The organism is Kocuria atrinae, assembly GCF_039531425.1.
Classification (GTDB): Bacteria; Actinomycetota; Actinomycetes; order Actinomycetales; family Micrococcaceae; genus Kocuria; species Kocuria atrinae.
The window spans coordinates 328,339-343,848 of record NZ_BAAAQA010000015.1; the positions used below are offsets into that span (position 1 = coordinate 328,339).

Genomic DNA, 15,510 nt, shown 5'->3' on the forward strand with positions numbered 1-15,510 from the left:
TACTCAGGCTGATTCGGGATGGTTAGCGGACCGAAGACGAACCTCCCGATGAGTGGCCCTCAGGACCGCGCTCGTCCGCGGCCTTACCGGTGGGCTGCACCGTGGCCGTGGGGGCAGCCGAATCCACGTCATCCTGGTCGAGGTCCGGGGACGGTGTCTTGACCTCGCCCGTGGATTCGAATTCCTGCTGCTGACCGTGCACGGTATCCACCATGTTGCGGAACTTGGCGCGGGAGTCGATGAGCTCTTCCTTGTGCTTCTCCGAGATCTTGGGGAACTGCTGGGTGAGTTCGGCGATCTTGGTGGAGATTCGGGTGCGCTCCTCTGCCGGGGCGTCCTTGGGCAGGGCCAGGTACTGCTCGGACAGGTCCAGGGTCTTCTGAATAATGCGCAGGGCACGACCCTTGGGGCTGTACAGGGAGGCCAGCACGGTGATGACCAGGACCGAGATGATCACGGTCAGGGACAGACCAATACCCACCTCGACCACGGGAACGGGCTCGCCGTTGTTGATGAACGGGAGAGTGTTCTCGTGCAGAGCGTGCAGCATCAGCTTGATACCGATGAACAGCAGGATGAGCGAGAGGCCCCACGAGAGGTAGATCAAGCGATCCAGCAGACCGTCAATCAGGAAGTACAACTGGCGCAAACCCATGAGGGAGAACGCAGTGGCCGTAAACACGATGTACGGCTCCTGGGTCAGACCGAAGATCGCGGGAATGGAGTCCAGGGCGAACAAGATGTCGGTACCGCCGATGGCCACCATGACCAGCAGCATGGGGGTCATGACCTTCTTGCCGTTCTCCATGGTGAACAGCTTGTCGCGATCGTAGTAATCCGTGGTCGGCAAAACCTTCTTGGCCAACCGCACGACAAAGTTGTCCGCTTCATCCGATTCCGATTCCGAATCCGTGACTTCGCCCTTGATGAGCTTGCCGGCGGTGTAAATGAGGATCAAACCGAACAGGTAGAAGACCCACGAGAACGCGTTGATGGCCGCGGCGCCGATGAAGATGAAGACGGTACGGGCGATCAGTGCGAACACAATGCCGAACAACAGGACCTTCTGCTGGTCCTCACGCGGCACCTTGAAGGAAGCAATGATGATCAGGAACACGAACAGGTTGTCTACCGACAGCGCCTTCTCCGTGATGTAACCGCCGTAGTACTCAGCCGTGAGCTGCGGGCCGTCCATCCAGAGAATGACCAGACCGAAGAGCAGAGCAATACCCACGTACACGGCCGACCAGATGGCGGCCTCTTTAATGGTGGGTTCGTGCGGTTTCCGTACGTGGAAGAAAAAGTCATAGGCCAAGAGACCCAGAATCAATGCAAGGGTGATGCCCCATTGCAGGCCGGTAATTTCCATGTGTCAGCACTTTCCGTTAAGAGATCCGGTTCATTACCGTGGGTCTCTCCACCGTTCGACGCTCGCCCGACTCACTTCTGAAAGTGGTCTTGGCACCATGGTGATCGGTTGCTGTGCCCGGAGTGGCATCCATGCCGCTCGTGCTGACGTTCACAGTTCTTAGGGATACTCCCCCACGTTGTGGTTCGACCTAGTTTACACAGCCGCCGGGGCTGGTCAGGCGTGACCGGCATCTTTCATGCGCCGCAGTTCCTTCTTGAGGTCGGCCAACTCGTCTCGCAACCGGGCAGCGAGCTCGAACTGCAGCTCGGCCGCCGCGTTACGCATTTGCTCGCTCAATTGCTCAATGAGTTCCACAAGATCCTCTGCCGGAGCAGCCTGAACACCGTCTCGCAAGAGCTTGGACTCCGCCTTGGAGGCCGCTTCTCGCTGGTCGTCCGAGGCCCCCTTCTTCTTACCGCCCTTGACCGGAGCGGTGTGGTCGTTGGCGGCGGCTCGCTGAGCCAAGAGAGTCCTGGTGTCTTCATCCTCGCGGGCCAGCTGATCGGTGATGTCCGCGATGCGCTTGCGTAAGGGTTGCGGATCGATCCCGTGTTCCTTGTTGTAGGCCACCTGGATCTCACGGCGACGATTCGTCTCGTCGATGGCCGTTTCCATGGAGTCGGTGATCTTGTCCGCGTACATGTGAACTTCGCCGGACACGTTACGAGCTGCGCGGCCAATGGTCTGAATCAACGACGTGGTGGAACGCAGGAAGCCTTCCTTGTCTGCATCCAGGATGGCCACGAGTGAAACCTCCGGGAGGTCCAAGCCCTCACGCAGCAAATTGATACCCACGAGCACGTCGAAGGTGCCCATCCGCAGGTCCCGCAGCAATTCCACGCGCTTGAGCGTGTCCACGTCCGAGTGCAGGTACTGGACACGCACCCCGTGTTCCATCAGGTATTCGGTGAGGTCCTCGGCCATGCGTTTGGTGAGCGTTGTGACCAGTACGCGTTCGTTCCGTTCCACGCGCAGCTCGATTTGTTCGAGCAGATCGTCGATCTGCCCCTTGGTGGGCTTCACCACCACCTGCGGGTCCACCAGACCGGTGGGGCGGATGATTTGCTCCACCGCAGAATCCACCTTGGCCATTTCGTACTTGCCCGGTGTAGCGGACATGTACATGGTCTGTCCGATGCGTTCCAGGAACTCATCGAATTTCAGAGGGCGGTTGTCCATGGCCGAGGGCAGACGGAAGCCGTGTTCCACCAGGGTGCGCTTACGGGACATATCCCCCTCGTACATGCCGCCGATCTGGGGCACGGTGACGTGGGACTCGTCAATGATGAGCAGGAAGTCGTCCGGGAAATAGTCCAGCAGACAGTGCGGTGCGGAACCACGCGGGCGGCCGTCAATGTGCAACGAATAGTTCTCGATGCCGTTGCAGTAGCCCATCTGCTCCATCATTTCGAGGTCGTAGGTGGTGCGCATGCGCAGCCGCTGTGCCTCAACGAGCTTGTTCTGGGACTCCAGTTCCTGGAGGCGTTCCTGCAGCTCGTTCTGAATGGTTTCCACCGCCCGGGCCATGCGTTCTGCGCCGGCCACATAGTGCGAGGCGGGGAACACATACATTTCCTGTTCCTCGTTCACGATCTCCCCCGTGAGCGGGTGCAGGGTGTAGATCGACTCGATCTCGTCCCCGAAGAACTCGATGCGGATGGCCAGTTCTTCGTACATGGGAATGATTTCCACGGTGTCCCCGCGTACGCGGAACGTACCGCGGTGGAAATCCACATCGTTTCGGGCGTACTGCATGTTCACGAACTGGCGCAGCAGGTCGTCACGGTCCATTTCCTGCCCCACGGCAAGGGTGACCATCTGCTTGACGTACTCTTCCGGCGTGCCCAAGCCATAGATGCACGAGACCGTGGAGACGACCACGGTGTCGCGGCGGGTCAGCAGCGAGTTGGTTGCGGAGTGGCGCAGTCGCTCGACTTCCTCGTTGATCGAGGAGTCCTTCTCGATGAACGTATCGGTCTGTGGGACGTAGGCTTCAGGCTGGTAGTAGTCGTAGTAGGAAACGAAGTATTCGACCGCGTTATTGGGCAGCAGTTCACGCAGCTCGTTGGCCAGCTGCGCAGCCAGTGTCTTGTTCTGCACCAGCAACAGAGTGGGTCGCTGGACGGCCTCGATGAGCCACGCTGCGGTGGCCGACTTACCGGTACCCGTGGCGCCCATGAGGACGACATCTTTTTCGCCGCCCTGAATGCGTTCGGTCAGCTCCGCAATGGCCTTGGGCTGATCGCCCGCGGGCTGGAATTCGGAAACCACCTCGAACGGTGCGACGACGCGATTGATTTTCTGAGCCAGCGACATGCCACCAGAATACGCGCCCCCTCCGACACGCTAACCGCGCTGTGAGCGCCACCAATCATCAACCTGACGCAGCAGATCAGCCACCGTTCCAGAGTTGTCGAACACCGTGGTTGCCGCGGCCCGGCGTTGCGCATCCGTGGCCTGCGCGGCAATCCGGCGTCGCGCATCGTCGGGCCCCATTCCGCGATCGGTCACCATGCGACGCACCCGCTCCCCGATCGGTGCCTCAACCACCAAGACCTGGTCCATGTCCCTGTGCTGGCCGGTCTCGACCAGCAGCGGCATGTCGTAGACGATGACCGATCCGGGCGCTGCGCCCGCGATCAACCGAGCGGTCTCATCACGAACCAGTGGGTGAATAATGCCGTTCAAAGCTTGAAGTTGCAGTTCATCGTTGAACACGATGTTCGCCAACTCTTGGCGCAGCAGTTCGCCGGTCTGTGGGTCGATGACCGAAGTGCCGAAGTGTTCCTGGATCGCCGTGTGTCCGCGCTCCCCGGGTTTCTGGAGCTCACGAGCGATCGCATCCGCGTCGATCACCACTGCCCCCAGTTCGGCCAGGCGCCGGGAGACGGTGGACTTACCGGAAGCGATCCCCCCGGTCAGGCCCACCGTCTCCGTGGCTCGGCTGGACTCCGCAGAACGAGTATCAGTCACGAGCCGCTTCACTCTTCTCGGCGATGTCAGGCACGGCAGGCACCACGTACTCGTCCCAGATCCGCTGCACCTGGGAGCGGAGGGACTCGTTGTCGCCATCGTTGACCACCACGTCGTCTGCGATCTCACGGCGTTCGTCGTCGCTGGTGGAATCGTCAACGCGCTCCCACGCTTGTTCACGAGTCATGCCCGATTCCTGCACCAAGCGCTCCACTCGCATATCCGCGGGTGCCTCCACAGCGATCACGACGTCGAATCGTTCGGACTGACCCGATTCCACCAAGTCTCGGACGTCCTGAACGAGGACCGTGTCTGGGCCGGCTCGACGGCCGCGGTGGCGGGATTCTTCTCGCACCAGCGGCAGCACGAGTTCGTTGATGCGTTCCCGTGCCGTGGAGTTATTGGATTTCAGGTCGATCAGGGCGGCCAAGTCCACGGATCCGTCGGGAGCCGTTACGGCGTCGCCGAACATTCGGACGATCTCATCGTGGGCTTCGGTGCCCTGTCGCAGGACATGGGCCCAGATTTCGTCGTTGTCGACCACCGTGGCGCCGAGGTCCCTGAAGGCCCGGGCGACCGTGGTCTTGCCCGAGGAGTAACCTCCGATGAGGGCCATCTGCAGGACCGGCTGGCCTTCCTTCTCGCGCTGCCAGTGCCACGTTCGAGGCTGGTGGGTGTTGTGCTCCGGCTCCGTGCCCACCTCGTACTCGGGGCGCATCACGTAGTCTTCAACCGCGGTGGAACCGTCCCGGGCCCGTCGGTGGTACTCCTCCACGGGCAGCACCTGCTTCCACTGGCGTGTCCGCATGGGCTTGACCGTTCCGGCGTCCTCTCGAATGGCTTGGAACAACATGATCGCCTGGACGAACGTCATAAGCATGACGGGAGCACCGATCACAATGATGACTTCCTGCAGGGCGGCCAGCCCGCCCTCACCGGAGGTCGTGATGATGGCGGTACACACCGCGCCGACCGACAAGGCCCAGAAAACTCGCTGCCGCCTGGGTCCTTCATCCTCGTAGCCCGATGCCATGGAATCCATCACCAGGGCACCCGAGTCGATGGAGGTGATGAAGAAGACCGTGATCACGATCAGGGCCAGGACCGCAGTCACCTCGAAGAGGGGGAAGTTCTGCAACAGCTGGAACAGCGCCGCTTCCACGTTGCCCTCGTCCACGATGGTTTCCGTCATGGATCGCTCGGTACCCGGGGCGCGGTCGATCTGGAAGGCGCTCAGACCGTAGATCCCCATCCAGATCACCACGAACACGGAGGGCACACCCAAAACGCCGAGCACGAACTGGCGAATGGTGCGGCCCCGAGAAATCTTGGCCACGAACATGCCTACGAAGGGCGCCCAGGTCACCGTCCACGCCCAGTAGAAGACGGTCCAGTCACCGGACCATTCACCGTTTCCGAACGTGTCGTTGAAGAACGCCAGCGTGGGCAGTGCATTCAAGTAGCTGCCGGCGGATTCCACGATGCCGCGCATGAGCTGCATGCTGGCGCCGGCCATGAGGATGAAGACGAGCAGGGCCACCGCGGCAATGATGTTCACGTAGGACAGTCGCTTCACGCCCTTGTCCATGCCCGCCACCACGGACGCGAGTCCCACGGCGGTCACCACGGCAATGATGGCTGCCTGGATCCAACCCGCCATGGGAATGCCATACACGTAATTCATGCCGCTGTTGATCTGCATGGCCCCGAGACCCACGGAAACGCCCAAGCCAAATACTGTGGCCACAATGGCCAGGATGTCGATGGCCTTACCGATCGGACCGTGGATGCCGTCGCCCAGCAGAGGCTGGAACGCGGAGGACACTCGCGGCGGTAGCTTCCGCTTGTACGTGAAGTACCCGAAGGCCAGGCCGGGCACGATGAAGATGCCCCACATGTGCAAACCGAAGTGGAAGTTGGAGATGTTCAACGCTTCCACGGCCGCCTGGTCAGAGAACGCTTCCGTACCGTACATGGGTGGATTGGCGTAGTGGTTCATGGGCTCGGCCACGCCCCAGAACATCAGGACCGCGCCAAGGCCAGCGGCGAAGAGCATGCCGAACCAAGCGATACCTGAATACTCGGGCTCGGAATCGTCGTCGCCTATTTTCAATCGGCCGTACCTACTAATGGCCAAGGCGATCGCAAAAACAACCATGGCCGTCACGCTGAACGTGAAGAACCAGCCTGCCTCGTAACGAAGCGCGGTGGAGGCGGCTCCGAAGAACGCTTGAACTTGGGTGGGGAAGATTCCCATGGCCGCGGTGAACAGGATGATCAGTCCCGCGGAGATGAAGAAAATGGAGGGGGTGGTTCTCAGGCCTAGTCGATCGTGCAAACGATTGAACATGTTCCATGACTTCCGAATTGGCGGAGCCGGCACCGTGAGACAGATCACGACCGGATGACAACGGTCCATAACTGTACCGACCCGTCACGAACTTGCGGATATTGGCGCACCTTCAGCCACGACCGTTACTTCTTCGTAACGTTCTCTCGTCACTGGCTGGAAACGCGCACCAAGATCAGCCGAGTCCCTCCCGCACACCGGGGCGGAACGCAACGAACAGCCAGATCCCATTGACTAGCACCAACGCGATGCCGGGGAGCCCCAGCATCAGATTTCCCGGTGCGACCACTGCCGACAAGGCCGCGTGGATTAACCCCACGGTCGCGAATACTGCGCCGGCATACCAGCCTTCGCGGAGCCGCTTGCGCAGTGGGATGTACACGGCCATGTACATCCCAACCAAGAGGATCAGCCCGACCACCGCTCCGACCCAGTACGCGCTTTCCGGCGGCGCACCGAACGGCGCATCCTCGAAGGCGCGATGAGTGACCTGACCGGTGATGATGTTGGTGATGACGGTCGTGAGGTACAGCAAGCCGGACACAACGGTGAGCGTCAGCAGTTTCCTCACGTGATTGTCGACCTCGGGGTCGATCTGTCGATTGCGTGCCGATGAACCGAGAGATTCTTCACGCCGTGTTGTCGTGCTCATGGTGGCTACCACTTTCTCGAGTGCTATTGCACGCCATGTTCCTCCCAGTGCTCGTGTGATACAAGGCACATGGCAAGGCTCCTGGGAAGTAACCTCGCGTCGCGGGTCAGAAGTCGTGCGGTGGCCGCACCCTAGACTGGTGGCCATGCCCATCGACCCGAACGTTTCCTATACGGTGCTGCGCGCAAGTTCCGTCCACGAACACGAGATCGAGATCAAGAAATCCCGATTCCTTGCACTGCTGAAACGGGTCGATTCAGAGGACGGTGCCCGAGACTTCATTGCCTGCACCAAGGCCCAATACCGCGACGCCCGGCATCACTGTTCGGCCTTCCTGCTGGGCCCCACTCGCGAGACGGGTCGCACGTCCGACGACGGCGAGCCGTCCGGCACCGCGGGCATGCCCATGATGCAGACGCTGACGTCCCACAAGTCACCGACGCAACGCGAACAGGAACTCGAGGGCGACCTCTCGGACATCTGCGCGGTGGTGGTTCGCTGGTTCGGCGGGGTCAAGCTCGGTGCCGGCGGGCTGGTCCGTGCTTACTCCGGGGCGGTTGCCGAGGCGCTCGAGACCGCCCCGCTCAAGACCCGCATGCGGTCACGTTCCCTCTCCGTTCGCCTCGACCATTCGGACGCCGGTCGCATCGAGGACGACGTGCGCACGGCCGGGTTCACGGTGCTGCCCACCAGTTATGAGGCCGACGCCGCCGTGCTCACCCTCGCGGTTCCTGATCGTGAGACCGATGTGCAGGAAGCACTGGACACCGTGACCTCCTTGACGGCAGGAAACTACACGCCGGAACTCGGTGGCGTCGACTGGCACGATATCCCCTCGCTGTAGCTCTGTCCGAGCTGCACTCCCGCCAGCAATCCGCGGCCCCTCCTCCCCCGCATCAGATGATCACCGGCCACCGCTAACGTCGCCCGGACATGACAGAACCCCGCACGGCTATACCGTGCGGGGTTCTGCGATTCAGATGTGCAAACCGCCGGAGCGGCTCAGCTCACCCTGTGACTCAGTTGCCGGTCAGCTTCTCGCGCAGAGCAGCCAGAGCTTCGTCGGAAGCCAAGGTGCCTGCGTCCTCGGCCGGAGCCTCGGAGGAGTAGCTGGTCGGAGCGGCGGGGCCGGAGTTGCTGCTGCTGGAGTTCGAGGAGGAAACGGCTGCTTCCTGGTCCTCGGCCAGGTGCTTCTGCACCTGCTCCTTGTGAGCTTCCCAGCGAGCCTGAGCGTCAGCGTACTGCTGCTCCCAAGCTGCGCGCTGCTCCTCGTAGCCTTCGATCCACTCGTTGGTCTCGGGATCGAAGCCCTCGGGGTACTTGTAGTTGCCCTGCTCGTCGTACTCGGCAGCCATGCCGTACTGAGCGGGATCGAACTCGGTGGACTCCGGATCCACGCCCTCGTTGGCCTGCTTCAGGGACAGCGAGATGCGGCGACGGTCCAGGTCGATGTCGATGACCTTGACGAACAGTTCCTCGTTGACGGAGACAACCTGCTCTGCCATGTCCACGTGGCGCTGTGCCAGCTCGGAAATGTGCACCAGGCCCTCGATGCCGTCTTCGACGCGAACGAACGCACCGAAGGGAACCAGCTTGGTGACCTTGCCCGGGACAACCTGACCCAGGGCGTGGGTGCGTGCGAAGAGCTGCCAGGGATCTTCCTGGGTGGCCTTGAGGGACAGCGAAACACGCTCGCGGTCCATGTCCACGTCCAGAACCTCGACGGTGACTTCCTGGCCAACCTCGACGACCTCGGAGGGGTGGTCGATGTGCTTCCAGGACAGCTCGGACACGTGCACCAGGCCGTCGACGCCACCGAGGTCCACGAAGGCACCGAAGTTGACGATGGAGGACACGGTGCCGGTGCGGACCTGGCCCTTCTGCAGCTGCTGCAGGAAGTTCGCGCGGACCTCGGACTGGGTCTGCTCGAGCCAGGCACGGCGGGACAGGACCACGTTGTTGCGGTTCTTGTCCAGCTCGATGATCTTGGCTTCGAGCTGCTGGCCGATGTAGGGGGCCAGATCGCGGACGCGACGCATCTCGACCAAGGAGGCCGGCAGGAAGCCGCGCAGGCCGATGTCCAGGATGAGGCCACCCTTGACGACCTCGATGACGGTACCGGTAACGACGCCGTCTTCTTCCTTGACCTTCTCGATGTCGCCCCAGGCACGCTCGTACTGAGCGCGCTTCTTGGAGAGAATCAGGCGACCTTCTTTGTCCTCTTTGGTGAGAACCAGAGCCTCGACCTCATCACCCACGGCAACAACATCGTCAGGGTTGATGTCGTGCTTGATGGACAGCTCGCGAGAGGGGATTACGCCTTCGGTCTTGTAGCCGATGTCCAAGAGGACCTCGTCGCGGTCGACCTTGACGACGGTGCCTTCCACGAGGTCGCCGTCGTTGAAGTACTTGATGGTTGCGTCGACAGCGGCGAGGAAATCGTCTTCAGTTCCGATGTCGTTGACGGCAACCTGCGGGGTGGTGGTGGTCATGTAGTAGGGACTCCGATGGATTAGTTTGAATGGTCTGTGTTCACCGCTTGGGCCTCGTAAGGCCCGTAGGGCAATGAACTAAACGTGCTTTGGGCGCGCGAATAAATACGCACTGCCCCAGTCTAGGCATCAAGGCCGGGTGGTTCAAGCTACTTAGAACGGTGAGATGCAATACGGATGATCCGAGGTGGACATCAGCGACTGCAGGTCGTCCAGCGCAGCCAGGTCCCGCACCTTGATCAGCCCGGCGTAGTAGAGGGTCGAAGCCTTCACCGCACCCAGGTACAACGACCCCAGAGCGTCGATGTTCATGGCGACATCTGCACCGTCGGGCAACTCGACGCGAGGCATGGACTTGCCCGCGGCGTCGTCGTCGGTGCGGGGCCGGTCCCCCACCCGCTCGACCACGGGCTGATCGCCGGTCGTGTCGATCGTGTAGAGACCGTCCGCGAAGCCGAGCGAATCCACGAGCGACACGGTGACCTTGCGGTGTGACCGGTAGGGCCGGGCGGACAGTGCCGCCACGGGATCCAGGATGCGCAACCACAGGCGTTCGTAACGCTTACGCACCTCGTAGTCGGCCATGTCCACCATGCCCCACATCAGCGGATCTTCCATCTGCGCGTTGGGGTGCCGTACCTCGGTGACCAGATCCAGTCCGCACAGGTATTCCCAGAGAGCGATGCGAACCTGGGCGCTCGGGGACACCAGATCCACGACGTCCAGTGTTCCCTTGAATCCATTACCGCGAACGAACTTGTAGCTGACGTAGCCGTCCGCGCGTTCGTTCTCGTCGTAGTGAACCGCCGTGCGAATCTCGGGATCGGCTTTGCCCGTGTGCCAGTCGAACTGACCGCTCACGTAGTCCCACCACTTGCTGGTCCTCGTGAGCGACCCCGGAGTGAGTTTGTGGAACTCCTCGAAGACGTGAGGTGCCAGCTGCGCCACGGCCTGGTTGTCGGCCATTTCCACACGGCCCACGGAAGGCGCCTTGAGCTTGAGACCGGATTCGGCCGCCACGGCCACCGAGGTGTTGAACGTGCCGGCGCCGAATCCGAACCGGCCATAAATGGTGGCCTCAGATGCCGTGAGCGCGGCAATCGGGAAACCTGCATCGTGCGCCTCGGTGAGATCCGCGGTCATCATGCGGCGCAGGATCCCGCGACGGGCGTGCGTGGGACGCACTGTCACCTCGGAAACCAGCCACGCCGGCAACTGGATGTCCGCCCCCAGTGTGAGGCTGGAATTCCACGAGCAGTACGTGGCAACGGGGCGCTCGTCCCCCAGTGCCGCACGCGGCACCGGGTCCTGGCTGTAGACCGCGCGCAGTCGAACGCCTTCACCGTTCAACCAGACGAGATCCTTCTCGAGCGACTCCTTGGAGGGTTCCGGACCGTGAAAGCCCTGACTGACCGCGCGCAACCACTCGACCGCTTCCGAGTTCTCGTCGATCCCGCCGGTTCCCGCACCAAATGTCTTGACCTGATAGGCGTTGCCCTTGGCGTTGTACTGCTCGGACCGGGGTTCATGGGCCGGGTGCGTGGTCATACGTGGTTTCCTCCTGGGGTAAGAACGAATGTATTTAGTGCGCGGCCTGTTGCCACGTGCGGCCGGTCCCCACGTTCACATCCAACGGAACCGTGAGCTCGGCGGCGCTGGCCATTTCCTCGCGCAGGATCTTCTCCACTGCCTCGACCTCACCGGGGGCGACTTCCACGATCAATTCGTCATGAACCTGCAGCAGCACCCGCGAACGGAGATCCTGCTCGCCGAGAGCGCGGTCCACACCGATCATGGCCTTCTTGATGATGTCCGCAGCAGATCCCTGGATCGGGGCGTTCAGGGCGGCACGTTCCGCGGCCTGGCGTGCGAGCCGGTTATCGCTCGTGAGCTCCGGAAGGTAACGACGTCGACCCTCGATCGTTTCCGTGTATCCCTTCTCCCGGGCCTCGTCCACGACACCGCGCAGGAAGTCCCGCACACCGCCGAAGCGCTCGAAGTACTCGCTCATCATGGTCCGCGCCTCATCCACCGGGATGTTGAGCTGTTGGGACAGGCCGTAGGAACTCAGGCCGTAGACCAGCCCGTAGCTCATGGCCTTGACCTTGGAACGCATCTGAGCGGTGACCTCTTCGGGTGCCACGTTGAACACGCGCGAGCCCACGAAACGGTGCAGGTCCTCCCCCGCCCGGAACGCCTCGATGAGTGCCTCGTCCCCGGACAGGTGCGCCATGATGCGCATTTCGATCTGCGAGTAGTCCGCGGTCATGAGGGTCTCGAACGGGCCTTCCTCGTCCGAACCGACCACGAACACGTTGCGAATACGCTGTCCCTGCTCGGTGCGCACCGGAATGTTCTGCAGGTTGGGGTCCGTGGAGGACAGGCGCCCCGTGGCCGCGACGGTCTGCATGTAGGTCGTATGGATCCGGCCGTCGTCGGCAATCGCCTTACGCAGGCCTTCCACGATCTGCTTGAGCTTGGAGTATTCGCGCCAGTTCATGAGGGCCACCAGGAACCGGGAGCCCTGGGTTTCGGGATCAACACGGCCCAGCAGGTCAGCCACTGCGGCGGCGTCCGTGGTGTAACCGGTCTTGGTTTTCTTGGTCTTGGGCAGCCCCAGTTCCTCGAACATCACGGCCTGCAACTGCTTGGGCGAACCCAGGTTGACGGTCCCTTCGATCTGCGCCTGGGCCATCTCCTTGTTCTGGTCGATGGGTTGCTGAAGATCCTTGTACAACTGGTCGATACCTGGTTTGTCGATCGCAACGCCCAAGTTCTCCATGCGCGCCAGGATCACGGCCAGGGGCATTTCGAGTTCTTCCAGCAAGGGCAACTGGCCGTCCGCTTCCAGCAGAGCACGCAGGTGCGCACTCAGCTGGGCGCACGCGGCACCCAGGCTGGCCTCGCGCTCCAGCACCTCGTCCGGGATCCCTTCCAGGCCCTTGTCCTCGCCCAGGTCCAGTTCGGTCTGGGCCGCCTTGCCCTTACCCGACGACGCCGCTGCGCCTCCCACCTCGGGCACCTCAAGTTCCAGGTGCTGGGCCAGTTGGGCGTCAAGGTCGTAACTGCGCAGCGCCGGTCGCACGAGGTATCCGGACAGCTGAACGTCGTCGTACACGCCGTTCAGGGTGATGCCGCGGTCCACCAGACCGTGGAACAAATCCTTCAGGCCGTCCACGATCTTCAGCTGTCGGTCATCCTCGAGCCACTGGTCTACGGCGTTGGCCAGATCTTCATCCGCCGCGACCAGGTCGACCACGGCCGCGGTGTTCGCGGTGAACACCAGTGCCGTGACTTCCTGGCCCGAGGCCGCCTTGGGGTCCGGAAGCAGGCGTCGAACCACCGCGGGCGATTCGGAGTCCTTGTTCTCCTCGAGCCATTGCTGCCACTGCTCCACCGTGGACACGCGGTGCACCGCGCTCACCACGGGAGCGTCTGAGCTGGGAGCGCCGTCGTCGGCATTGCTGAAAGCATCAAGCAGACGGCCACGCAGACCGGAGCCGAATTCCAGTTCGTCGAAGACCTCGTCCACCTTGTCGGTGTCAGGGACCGGCAGCGCGGCACGGTCGAATTCGATATCGAGGTCGAGGTCGGTCTCAAGCCGGTTGAGTTTACGATTGCGGCGAACGAGCTCGATGTTCTCCCGCAGCGCTTTGCCCTTCTTGCCCGTGATCTTGTCCGCGTGTTCGAGCACGGATTCCACGGTGCCGTAGGACGTGATCCACTTGGCCGCGAAGCCTGGGCCCACGCCCGGGACGCCGGGAAGGTTATCCGCCTGCTCACCCGTGAGCGCCGCGAGATCGGGGTAGTTCTGGGGGGCCACCTTGTACTTCTCGTACACGGCCTGGGCGTCCATGCGGCGCAGATCAGACGGGGTGCGGCCGGGGTACACGATGTTGACGTGGTCGTTGACCATCTGGAACGCATCGCGGTCCCCGGAAAACACCAGGACCTCGAAGTCTTCAGCGGCGCCGCGCGTGGCCAAGGTGGCCAGGACGTCGTCGGCCTCGTAACCCTCGAGGGTAACCACCGGGACGCCCAGTGCTTTGAGAATGCGTTCGATGTTGGGGACCTGGCCGTGGAATTCCTCAGGGGTCTCGTCGCGGCCGCCCTTGTAGTCGCCGTACTCCTGGGAGCGCAGCGTGGGTCCTTCCAGGTCGAAGGACACGATGAGATGCGTGGGCTGATAATCGCGGATCAGCTTGACCATGGTGTTCACGAAGCCGTAGACACCCTCGGTGTGCACGCCCTCGGACGTCACGAATGCGGGGCCGTTGCCGTACTCGGCGGCACGCGACAGCGCGAAGAAAGCGCGGAAGGCCAGCGAATGGCCGTCGATCAGGAGAAGTCGCTGCTCCGGGCGGCGGACCGTGCCCGGCAGCGTGATCTCCTGGGGGGAATCGGTCTTCTCCCCGATCACCACCACGGGATCAGCGGGGGTTTCCTGGCTTGCGTTGGTCTGGGCGTCGCTCGTCTCACTCACCCGTCCATCCTAGGCGCTCATCCGGAACGCTCGAAGAAGTGAGTTATCAGGCCACCTGGTTGATGATTGCCTCGGCAACCTCTCGCATGGACAACCGGCGGTCCATGGACGTCTTCTGGATCCAGCGGAACGCCTCGGGTTCGGACAGGCCCATCTTGGTCTGCAGCAGGGATTTGGCGCGCTCCACGAGTTTGCGGGTGGCGAACTGTTCCTTCATGTCCGCGACCTCGTTCTCCAGGGCGGAGATCTCCTCGAAGCGAGACATGGCAATTTCGATGGCCGGCACCACGTCATCCACGGTGAAGGGCTTGACCACGTAGGCCATGGCACCCGCTTCACGGGCACGTTCGACCAGTTCGCGCTGACTGAAGGCGGTCAACAGCACCACCGGGGCAATGCGTTCCTCTGCGATCTGCTCAGCAGCCGTGATGCCATCCATCACGGGCATCTTCACATCCATCAACACCAGATCAGGGGTGAATTCACGAGCGAGCTCCACTGCGCGCTGACCGTTCTCGGCCTCGGCCACCACGTTGTAGCCTGCGTCGCGGAGCATCTCCACGATGTCCATGCGGATCAGAGCTTCGTCCTCCGCGACCACAACGGTCTTGGCGGGGGCACTCGAGGGAGCGGGAGTGGACGCTTCGGGCGATTCCGTCACGGGGGAACTCCTTGGTTAGCAGGGGAATCAAACTGAACACCGCATCAAACCACGCCATCGCGACAGGTCAGGCATGAGACACGCCACACGGTGGCCGTGCGCGGTGCGTTGGTCTTCAGTCTACCGCTCATCGTGTAAGCTGTTATCCGCTGCTCACAGCTAACGGTTGTGAATTTGCATTTCACTTGCCCAAGTGGCGGAATTGGCAGACGCGCTGCACTCAAAATGCAGTATGGAGACATGTGTGGGTTCGAGTCCCACCTTGGGCACCAGATGATCCCCGGAACATTCACCTGTTCCGGGGATTTTTCATGTGCCGATAGAACCCTCCCCCACATCTCATGTTTCCTTGGAGCCCTTTCAGCCGCCCCAAAGGGTTCTCACGGCCCCTCAGACGTGCGGCAGGGTTCTCAGGGCGCATCAGATGCATGGCTGGGTGCCTGCCGCGCATCAGCAAAGGCCCACGCACGACGACGGCGACCCGCGCA

General features: G+C 62.1%; 10 protein-coding genes and 1 tRNA gene. 2 read left to right on the forward strand and 9 right to left on the reverse strand.

The features are described from left to right. Window positions 1-22: 22 nt before the first annotated feature. From ABD283_RS08010 to ABD283_RS08030, 5 genes are all read right to left on the reverse strand, one after another. On the reverse strand, window positions 23-1,369 hold the full coding sequence (locus tag ABD283_RS08010; protein WP_344224450.1) for a TerC family protein: 1,347 nt from the start codon (window positions 1,367-1,369) through the stop codon (window positions 23-25). 216 nt (window positions 1,370-1,585) lie between these two features. Continuing rightward, a complete protein-coding gene (uvrB, locus tag ABD283_RS08015; RefSeq protein WP_344224451.1) occupies window positions 1,586-3,727 on the reverse strand; it encodes an excinuclease ABC subunit UvrB in 2,142 nt (713 codons plus the stop codon). Window positions 3,728-3,757: 30 nt separating this feature from the next. Continuing rightward, a complete protein-coding gene (gene coaE / locus ABD283_RS08020; protein WP_344224452.1) occupies window positions 3,758-4,384 on the reverse strand; it encodes a dephospho-CoA kinase in 627 nt (208 codons plus the stop codon). Then, a complete protein-coding gene (gene coaE, locus ABD283_RS08025; RefSeq protein ID WP_344224453.1) occupies window positions 4,377-6,734 on the reverse strand; it encodes a dephospho-CoA kinase in 2,358 nt (785 codons plus the stop codon). The genes coaE (ABD283_RS08020) and coaE (ABD283_RS08025) overlap by 8 nt, the downstream gene beginning before the upstream one ends. Before the next feature lie 175 nt (window positions 6,735-6,909). Then, complete coding sequence (locus tag ABD283_RS08030; RefSeq protein WP_344224454.1) at window positions 6,910-7,386, reverse strand: hypothetical protein; 477 nt, start codon at window positions 7,384-7,386, stop codon at window positions 6,910-6,912. Between the two features lie 145 nt (window positions 7,387-7,531). Between ABD283_RS08030 and ABD283_RS08035 the strand changes: the two genes are divergently transcribed. Then, on the forward strand, window positions 7,532-8,230 hold the full coding sequence (locus tag ABD283_RS08035) for an IMPACT family protein (RefSeq protein WP_344224455.1): 699 nt from the start codon (window positions 7,532-7,534) through the stop codon (window positions 8,228-8,230). 175 nt (window positions 8,231-8,405) lie between these two features. Here ABD283_RS08035 and rpsA read toward each other — a convergent pair whose 3' ends face one another. From rpsA to ABD283_RS08055, 4 genes are all read right to left on the reverse strand, one after another. After that, entirely contained in the window at window positions 8,406-9,878 is a 1,473-nt protein-coding gene (rpsA, locus tag ABD283_RS08040) for a 30S ribosomal protein S1 (RefSeq protein ID WP_344224456.1), read from the reverse strand. A 153-nt stretch (window positions 9,879-10,031) separates the two neighbouring features. Further along, a complete protein-coding gene (locus ABD283_RS08045; protein ID WP_344224457.1) occupies window positions 10,032-11,426 on the reverse strand; it encodes a GNAT family N-acetyltransferase in 1,395 nt (464 codons plus the stop codon). A 34-nt stretch (window positions 11,427-11,460) separates the two neighbouring features. Continuing rightward, window positions 11,461-14,361, reverse strand: a complete 2,901-nt coding sequence (gene polA, locus ABD283_RS08050; protein WP_344224458.1) for a DNA polymerase I — start codon at window positions 14,359-14,361, stop codon at window positions 11,461-11,463. A 46-nt stretch (window positions 14,362-14,407) separates the two neighbouring features. Continuing rightward, on the reverse strand, window positions 14,408-15,022 hold the full coding sequence (locus tag ABD283_RS08055) for an ANTAR domain-containing response regulator (protein ID WP_344224459.1): 615 nt from the start codon (window positions 15,020-15,022) through the stop codon (window positions 14,408-14,410). 187 nt (window positions 15,023-15,209) lie between these two features. Between ABD283_RS08055 and ABD283_RS08060 the strand changes: the two genes are divergently transcribed. Beyond that, window positions 15,210-15,294 (forward strand) — tRNA-Leu (locus tag ABD283_RS08060). The last annotated feature ends 216 nt before the right edge of the window (window positions 15,295-15,510 follow it).

What these genes read in the sequence shown, in the direction of transcription:
- ABD283_RS08010 (WP_344224450.1), bottom strand. Translation starts at nt 1,369, where the DNA reads ATGGAAATTACCGGCCTGCAATGGGGCATCACCCTTGCATTGATTCTG.
- uvrB (WP_344224451.1), bottom strand. Translation starts at nt 3,727, where the DNA reads ATGTCGCTGGCTCAGAAAATCAATCGCGTCGTCGCACCGTTCGAGGTG.
- coaE (WP_344224453.1), bottom strand. Translation starts at nt 6,734, where the DNA reads ATGTTCAATCGTTTGCACGATCGACTAGGCCTGAGAACCACCCCCTCC.
- ABD283_RS08030 (WP_344224454.1), bottom strand. Translation starts at nt 7,386, where the DNA reads ATGAGCACGACAACACGGCGTGAAGAATCTCTCGGTTCATCGGCACGC.
- ABD283_RS08035 (WP_344224455.1), top strand. Translation starts at nt 7,532, where the DNA reads ATGCCCATCGACCCGAACGTTTCCTATACGGTGCTGCGCGCAAGTTCC.
- rpsA (WP_344224456.1), bottom strand. Translation starts at nt 9,878, where the DNA reads ATGACCACCACCACCCCGCAGGTTGCCGTCAACGACATCGGAACTGAA.
- ABD283_RS08045 (WP_344224457.1), bottom strand. Translation starts at nt 11,426, where the DNA reads ATGACCACGCACCCGGCCCATGAACCCCGGTCCGAGCAGTACAACGCC.